The organism is Hungatella sp. (assembly GCF_046966825.1).
This window is the reverse complement of sequence record NZ_JBKVCZ010000045.1, coordinates 37,082-46,197: the sequence shown is the minus strand read 5'-3', so window position 1 is coordinate 46,197 and position 9,116 is coordinate 37,082. Positions and strand designations below refer to the sequence as shown.

The window sequence follows — 9,116 nt, the reverse complement described above, 5'->3', positions numbered from 1 at the left end:
GGGTGAATAATCCACTGTTGCGTTGGATGCAGTCGCTACCGGAGACGGTTCATACATGGCCTGTAGGATTACATCTCCCGCTGTCATTTCCACGGTCTGATTTTTTCTGGTCAGGTATGACATATGCAGATTACCAATCTGTACTTCCCATTGTTTAAATGCCTGTCCAGCAGGATTCATATCCTCCGCAGATATCCTGATCTGGTCCCCTGCCTTTACCAGGACTTCATCTGCATGTTCTTCCACATCCAGCGCTTCCCCGTTTCTTGTCACCGATTCCACATAACCTCCGTTCAGCAAACGGAAGGTATAAACACGGTCCTGCTGCGAAGTGCCTGTTACCATTATCTGGCTTCCGTTTATCATACGGTCTGAAGGCGCATCGCCGTTATCTGCCTGTTTGGCCACGATGGTATAGGATACATTGGGTTCAAGTCCTGCAAGTTCCGCTGTCCGCGGACTGCCGGACGGGCTTACCCATCCGTCTTCGTTCCCATCCTGACTGACCACATTTCCATCCATATCAAGAACCGCATACACAGTATTTTCTCCTGCCGGGCGGATAACAATCTTCCTTAGTCCCTCTGTCGTATCATCCGCGGTGGAATAATTCCCTCCAATAGCAGGTACCATGACACGGGCTGGCTGACTTATTAAGGATGGATCCACTGAATCTGTCAGTATGTCTCCAACAACAGGAGCTGCGCTTTCCGCCATCTCATACACGTAGTAGCTGTCACAGGGCGGCAGTTGTTCAAAGCAGCCGCTGCCAAGCTGTTCCCCTGTCATTACTGCCAAAAGCCGTCCGTCACTGTCCGTCAGGGCATATTTACGCGCCTCATTTGCTCCGCTTATCTCAATCTTACCCATACCGTCATTTCCTATCGTTCCAGTTCCATCTGGAATGCACAGGATTCCATCATCTCCTCCCACAGGTGTAAAGCGTGCCCTGTAAGTCTGATCCGCCAGAATCGTCATATTCGGGTCTGTAACCTGATTCCCGTTTTCATCAAACCAGCCAGCAAACATATAGTTACTGTCCGGTGTGGTCTGGGGCAGGGAAATCTGAGACCACAGAGTCCCTTTCGGCACATGCATGGAATTGGTTCCTGAAATAGAGCCGCGGCTTCCGCTTTCAAATCTTATATCACACCATTGTCCCGGATCTTCCACAAAATCCGCGTAAAGTTTAAGGTCACCGGTCAGTTCAATATCTCCGGTCAACACGGTTCCTACTTTACCTGTACCGGAAGCATTGGCTTTATACCAGCCGTTAAACATATAGTGCTGTTCAGGAGATGGCGTGATTCCCTCTGTGATTGTATCAATGGAGTGGGTACCAAGCCGTAAGGAACGTGGGCTGCTGTCTCCTGACAAGCTTCCATGTTCGCTGTTGTAATAGTTTATCCTGGCCCAATGTGCTGTATCATTCAGATCTTCATTATAGGTAATCGTAACAGTGCCGCCTGTAAAGTCTGTTTTAAAACTCAGCGTGGCTGCTGTCTGGTCCATACTGATATCGGTAAATGTTCCATTCCATCCAATGTTAGGCGGATACGTATACCCGGCTTTTCGCTCTACATTTACCGTCACTGTTTCATTCGGAGACACCTCCCTTGTTTCCGGCTCAGCCAGCACATTGTTATGGTTGTCTATCCGGTTAATGGTTACATGGGTTACATAGGAAGGGTCAATCTCGTAAGTATATACCACGGTTACCGGCTGATTGGGCATCTTTCCGGTAAAGTTCTTTTGGGCATCAAATGTGCATCCTGCTGTCTGCGCCGAATATATCCCTCTTCCCGACAAATCATCTATATCCCCGCTGCCTGTTTTTATCTGAGCGCCGGTAAGGGTATAAGCCGTAATCTGTGCCGGTGCGGCAGAAACCTGCGACTCCGCGGAATAGAGATAGCTTTCCGGGGTACGGATCGCACGGCCACTCCCATCTGCATATTCTACACGCAGGGCAAATTTCTTTGAACTGTCAGGCTCATATCTGTATGCCACAGTCAAGTCATCATTGGGCATATTTCCGCGGACAGACCGGGTAGACTCATTAATGGTCGCGGCCTCCCCCAGCGTCCCATGGCCTGAGGCGTCATCAAAACGGCGCGTTTTGTTGTTCTTAATAATCACAGAAGATACCTTATAGCCCGGTATATCCCGTTTGTAGGTAGCGGATACTGCTGTATTGGCCGTCACCTGGGTTGTCCAGCTTCCGTCATCAAAAAACTTATATATCTGGCTGTCATCCGCTCCGGGCCATGCATTCGGGTCTTCTCCATTCATGTTTCCATTTCTGTCCTCATTCAGGTCCCGGTAATGCATGACTGTAAAATCAAACTGACTGGACGCATCACCATTCCAGCGTGCCTCATATGCCGTGGTTGAATTGTAAGGAAACGCAAAGGGCAGATACAGTATCTTATTACCATCTGCATTATACCAGCCGTCAAAGGTATATCCCGGCCAACTCAAATCCGCGTCAAATGTAGGCAGCACCGGCCTGTCACCAGAACCCAGATTTTCCACGGCAATTCCATTGAAATCACTTGCTTCAGCCAGTGGATGACCAGCCCGTCCGGTAGCATACGTAATCCGGTTTCCATCTCTGGGAACATTCATATAGTTTGAATGTGATAAATCCGGGCCCTCCTTGGGATCAAACCGAATGACTGCCGGATCCCCGTAATTCAATGCATACGCCGGCGCCGGAGGCGCGGCCATGGTGATCACCATGGCCGCGGCTAAGACACGGGCCAGATATGCCTTAATCTTATTTGTTCGTTTCATAAAACCTCCTGCTATTGTAAAGCTCCATCAGCGCCTACCTGATAACCGTCCGGTGTCTTCTCGTTGCTGTACATGGAGCCAAGCGGCCTTTCCTGATTCTGCATAAACACCCATTTCCCGGTGCTGCGGTCATATGAGTATGTCTGTGCCGTATTCTGAGGTGTAAAGAAATACCATTTTCCTTCAATTTCCTTCCATCCCATTACCATCTGGCCTGTAATCAAATCCAGGTAATACCAATGCTTATCTATCTCATCATAATGCCATCCTGTCTTCATCTTTCCCAGCCAGCCGTCTTTTTTCGCATTACAGTAATACCAGTTCATATGCTCGTCCCTGAACCAGCCATAATCCATGAGTCCGCTGGCATTAAAGTGATACCAGCCATTTCGATTCACATCACCGTTGGCATAATCAAGTTTGGCCCATATGCTGGTGAGACGGATTCCTCCGTTGAGTACAAAAGCCCATTTATCACTCTCTGGGTCAACCAGCTCCCAGTTTCCATTGGTGCCTACCACATAACTCTTACTGGTTTCCGCAACATAAGGCGCCGGAGTTGTGACTGGCCCGCCTGTGCCGGCAGACCTGGAACTGCCACCGCCTCCTTTCGAGCCACCTTTGCTTCCTCCCGAACCGCTTCCTGAACCGCCATGGCTTCCGCTTCCCCAGCCGTCTCCGCCGGATGTACCTCCGCTGTTTCCTCCACTCTGGATTTTGTCGTAATGTCATACCGGTCTTCCAGAATCTTATCGAAAGGTTTGCAGGCTTCCTCCAAACGGTTCAAGGCCTCCAAAAGTTCATCAAGAGTTGCCCGGGGGCCCGTTCTGTCGAATACATCCATAGCTTCTTCTATGGCTTCCCTTATCTTTTCCGTCTCCTTCAGCGTCAGGAAGTAATCGTCTGATTTTTCGATTGCAGCTTCGATTGCATCCTCCATCTGTTTTCTGGCATCATTCACTTCACCGCTGTTATCATCGTAAAACGCATATACATACGTCTTCCTCTTGATTTCCTTGTCCGGGTCAAATTCCTTTAGCCGGTCTTCCCGGTAACTCCAGCCAATATAATTAAATTCAACCCCCTCATTATCAATAAATGAATCGATTGGTGTCTCCACTTGGCTGTATTCAAAGGAATAGTCTCCACTATTCGGTGTCTCACCCCGGCGCACTTTAAAATAATAGCGGTACTTTGGTTCTTCTTTATTATTGATAAAATAAATCCTGTATGCCCTGGAATAGATGAGCACATATCTCATTCCGGCCTGAGCCGTAAATGTAAACAAACCGCCGGTCTCTTCCGGATCATCAGACATAGTAACCGGATCAATGATCAGCTCCCCATCATCATCCTCGGAAATAGCAAACAGCTGATAGTCCATCATGTCTACATCTTCTTTATCCAGTTGCACATATGTATTAAATGTTGCTTCTGATGGCGAAGCTACCCCTACTCTCCGCCCGTTCACATACCGTTCAATATCTACATTCAATCCCCAGGCTCCATGGTACGCTTCTTCATGGTCACTGTCATAATAAGACGAACGTTTAATTGCATTGGATTCAGTCGCCTTTACCACATTCTTTTTATATACTACTTTATAGGTCACATCTGCATGGTTCACATCCATAAGGGTCCGGTCTGCGTCTGTGGTAAGCTCCTCCTCCAGGTTTTCAATTTCATTGGGGTCCAGAGCCATCTCATGCTTATTACCTCCCCGTACTTCATCCGTCACCGTTGCATTGCTGGGTGTCGCTGACGCACGCTCATAATAAGCTGTCATAACCACGTTGGAATCCGGCATCGTAAATGTCACATCCTGACGGCGTATGGTTTCTGTCATTCCCGGAACTGCCCCGATTGTCACCTTCCAGTACAGGAAATTCTGTCCATTTCCATCGGTTTCTTCCGCGTGAAGCACCACTTCATCGCCTTTATGGACCTCATCATATCTGGGGATATCTAATTCTACTCCATCAACAGAGTGGACCTGGCCATTAATCGCCTCCACTATATAGTTGGGAATATCCAGTTCGCCGCCCGGATCTGTGCTGATGTGAGTCCCGTCTTCCAATTTGCTTTCCGCAGTGATGCCGGATGACCCATGAGGCCTTGCCACTACCACATATTCCTCATTGTAATCCAGTCCGGAGAAGGTCAGGCTTGCCGGTTGGCTGCCGCCAGCTGACTGCCAGCCCCCATCTCCCGTCTCAGGAGTTGTGACCGCATTTCCGTCCTTATCTAAAATAGCATAGTCGGAATCCGCATCCGCCGGCTTAATCACGAAAACAGTCTTCCCCTCATGTTCCTCATCGTAAAGAACCTGGTAATTGGTCTCCACTACCGGGACCAGAACCTCAGTGGCACTGCTCATAATTCCAGTCACACTGTTTATGGGCCGCCCGGTCTGTGCCTGTGTCGTACCTGTTGCTTCATATATTAAATACCGCGTACCAGGATACAGGTCTTCAAAATATACCCGTCCTGATATATTCCCGAGTACCACATCTATTATATTGCCTTCCATGTCCGTAATAATATACTGATATCCCTGGGTTGTCCCATAGACTGTAATCCTGCCTTTTCCCTGCGTATCAATACCTGCTGATGCATCCGGTGCTTTCACATCCGTGCCGAATATGGCCGGGTCCGGATAGAACCGTATGGTATAGGTATTTCCATTCACAAGTCTGCTCTCATCTTCCACAGGCATTCCGCCATCATACCAACCGTCTACCAGATAATTGACCTCCGGTGTATAGGCGGGCAGATTTCCCGTGATGTCGGCCCAGGTACGGTCATATTGGATATGGAGATTTACGTTTTCCCCCGCATCTATGGTTCCATGCTCTCCTGCTGTAAAATGAATATCAACCCATTGGTCAGGATCTTCCGCAAAGTATGCAGTCACAGTAGCCGAACCTGTAAACCGGCTGTCGGCTGAAAGCAGCTCCTCACTATTATCCTTGATTCCGTTTCCATTCTGGTCGATAAACCAGCCTTCAAAACGGTAATAGATGTCTGCAGCCGTTTCAGGAACCAGTCTCTTTTCCAGTATGTCATTCCATGTATAGCTTCCCGAGGTGCCTTCTACGGTTCCGTCATTTATCAGTACGGAAGTTTTATAAACTCCTCCAGTCATAGAGATTACATCCGGTGATGTATTGCTTCCCCGGCTCAGGCTTCCATGTTCTCCTGCCCGGTAAATCAAATCCGCCCATTTTGACGGGTCTCTGTCATAACGATAGGTGACAGCCAAACGGTCATTTGGCATAGTTCCAGTAAAATTATGGCTGCTGTCAAAGGTTCCTGCAGATGCAGGTACCGAGCGTTCATCCTGGAACACATAACCATACATATTTTTAAATTCAGCGGTCACAGGCGTATCCGCTGTTACATTTTGGATGTCCGATCCTGTAATGTTTCTCAGCCTTTCATCCTGCGTGCCATTATCCAAATAATGAATCTTATACTCATAGCCCTCTTCCGTGGCTTCATATAGGTACGTTATCTCAACCGGCTGGTTCGGCATGGTTCCCGTAAACCTTCCATTGCTGTCAAAACCGCCCTGGACAGCACTTACTAGATGCCCGTCCGTATCATCTGCAGTATTTCCCGCTGTGATGCTGCCTGACAGGTACCGGAAGCCATAAACATCCACCGGAGCCGCTGCAATCGTATCTTCCGGGAAAACATCCTGTATGTCAGCTGTATGGACAACCGTACCATTAGCAGTCACGTATTTAACTGTAAATGCGGATTTCGCATTTGGATTGCTGCGGTCTACCTGATAACCATATTTCACGGCCGCATCCTGCCCTGGCATCTTCCCCGAGAAATCACCGGTACTTCCATTAAAGGTTCCAAACGGAACGGCCCCGTTCCCATCACCGTAATTGTAGACGGCCGGGTTCGTGGAGGAATTTGCCAAACTCCAGGTATAGCCGTGGATGTTCTTCTTCCCTGAATGAACCTCTGCCTCCACGCTGTAGGCATCCTCGGCCGTGGTCGACTGGAACACGATGGAACCGTCCGCATTGACATAGTCAACCGTATAATCAAACTTCACATTACTGTCCGGTGAGAAAATTGCATAATAAGTAACCGGATCCTCCGGGAATTCTGATGGCAATCCGCTTATGAGATTTGGATTCGTCCTGTCATTCACCGTGCTCCATCCCACAAACTGATAGCCGTAGCGGCTGATATTAGGCAGCAGCGCATTGACGCTTTCTCCAACAGAACCGGTCAGAGCCTGAGGCTCCGGCGTCCCTCCATTGGCTTCAAATACAATGGAACCGCTGTTTCTGGTATATTCATACGTGATAACAACATCCTGGCCCGGCATGGTTCCCGTTACCTTGCCAAAATCTGCAACACCGGCATCTGCCTGGGCGCTCAGAGTGCCACCTGTCCCCTGGTCAATGGTTACACCTGTAAGGCCGTATCCAGTAATGGCGGCGGGCGCGTTCACCTCAACCGCATCTCCTCCCGCATATGACAGCGGGGCGCTTGCCGGCGCACCATTCACAGTTCCGCCTGTGGCAGAATCCCGGTATACAAAGGACACCGTATATCCATTCCGCTTTAATACTGCATTCCGCCCATTGCCAAGAATTTCCGTTCCCGCGCTTACATACACACCGGAATTTCCCGCCTCTTGGTCTGCTTTAAAATTATCCGCAAAGGGGCAGGAGCCTGCAGCCCCCGGATAACTACTTGACGGCACAGCTATCTTTACTTCCTGACTAGGCTGGGATGATATCCCTCCCGGTGATGCCAGAGGAAGCTGCTCTGCTGTAACGCCTATCTGGGACGTGTCCAAATCGCTCATAGCTGTTATATATTTATCCTGAGCCAGATATACGTTTGCCTTCTTCCCGGACGGAGTTGTGTTGTCCGATATCTGATTCCGGTTTCTGATTTCAAATGCACCTGACCCATTGTAATAAACAGCTCCCTTTCCAGCAGACACATTTCCGGAAACCGTTCCAAAATTCATGGACAGTCCCGCGCTTCCCGTTACATTTACCGCACTTCCCTGGCTAGACTCACTGCCGCTGCAGTTAGTAATTACCGCGCCGCTGTTAATCTCCAGCTTTCCGGATGAAGCGGATATCAGGGGATCCTGACTTTCCGCATTGTTTCCGTCCAGGACAATGTCAGTAAACTTTAAAGTGGGGCCTGATACGTTAAACAGCGGACCCGTATACCCGGATGCGCGCGTCAGGGTTTTAATATAATCACCATCCTCATTCATAGGATGACCCTCATGGTCATAATCCGTACTGGCAATGGTAATATCCTTTTGGCTGTTTCCCGACACATCAATGGCGGACGAAATATCCGAATAATCCATTACATAAATATATCCCTTATTATTTCCGATTTTATTAAGCGCATATTCAATGGTTTTAAAAGGACTGCTGTAGGTTCCTTCTGCGTTGGAAGAATCCTGACCGTACTGGTCCGATACATAGTAGGAGGTATCTCTGATGGCAAATGCAACCCTCCTGTGAACCGTCTCATATGGATGAAGCTGGAACTCCCACGAATAGGCCATTCCCGAATCAGTGCTGCTTACCACATCATTGGAACTCTCATTAAATACATTGCTTCCCCAGGAATTGTAATGACCAATCCACCTGGTATCAGGAGGCGTCACCCCAAGGCTACTGTCATTTGTGATACAGTCAAAGGTGGTTTTGACATGCTGGTTGACCATGTGAAAACCCCGGTCATTTTTATATACCGTTGCATAGTCATCTTCCCGGGTGCCTCCAATCATGACATCGGTTCCGGTTCCCATTTTTATGGTCCTGCCAGTTGAGCCGCCCTGACCATTTTTATCATAGACATAGTAATCAACAAACACATACTTATTATCCGGACTCGGGGATACGGCGATCTTGACCTCTATGCCATAGGTGTCCAGAGACTGTACCCCGCCGTTTGTACTGCCCCCTATCAGCTGTTTGGCATTGGCCCCAACCTGAAACCAGGTTGCATATCCTCCGTTACTGTAAGTTGTTTTAATACCGGCTTGAGCATAATTATGCTGTCCTGCCTGCAAGCCTCTAAGGTCAAAACGCCAGGAATTTCCTCCTCCTCCCTGGCCAGTCACAGAACCATTCTTCCAAGTATATGCCGTTGCTTCGCTGGCCCCCTCTCCCAGGTTTTCATCCAACAGCTCCGTGGATGCATAGGAAAGAATACTGGACTGCCCCAAAACAATCCCTGTTATCATGCATATAGCCAGCAGCATGGCGGTCAGACGTTTATAGAAGCTATGAATACCCCTATTCATTTGTTTCATC

1 protein-coding gene and 1 pseudogene are annotated in these 9,116 nt (G+C 48.7%); both read right to left on the bottom strand.

Translation table 11 applies throughout. The annotated features are described in order from the left end of the window. Window positions 1-2,796, bottom strand: a 2,796-nt coding sequence (locus tag ACLTD4_RS15385; protein WP_412331403.1) for an InlB B-repeat-containing protein, incomplete at its 3' end; no start/stop codon positions are given. An 11-nt stretch (window positions 2,797-2,807) separates the two neighbouring features. Next, a pseudogene (locus ACLTD4_RS15380) lies at window positions 2,808-9,106 on the bottom strand (InlB B-repeat-containing protein). Window positions 9,107-9,116: the final 10 nt, after the last annotated feature.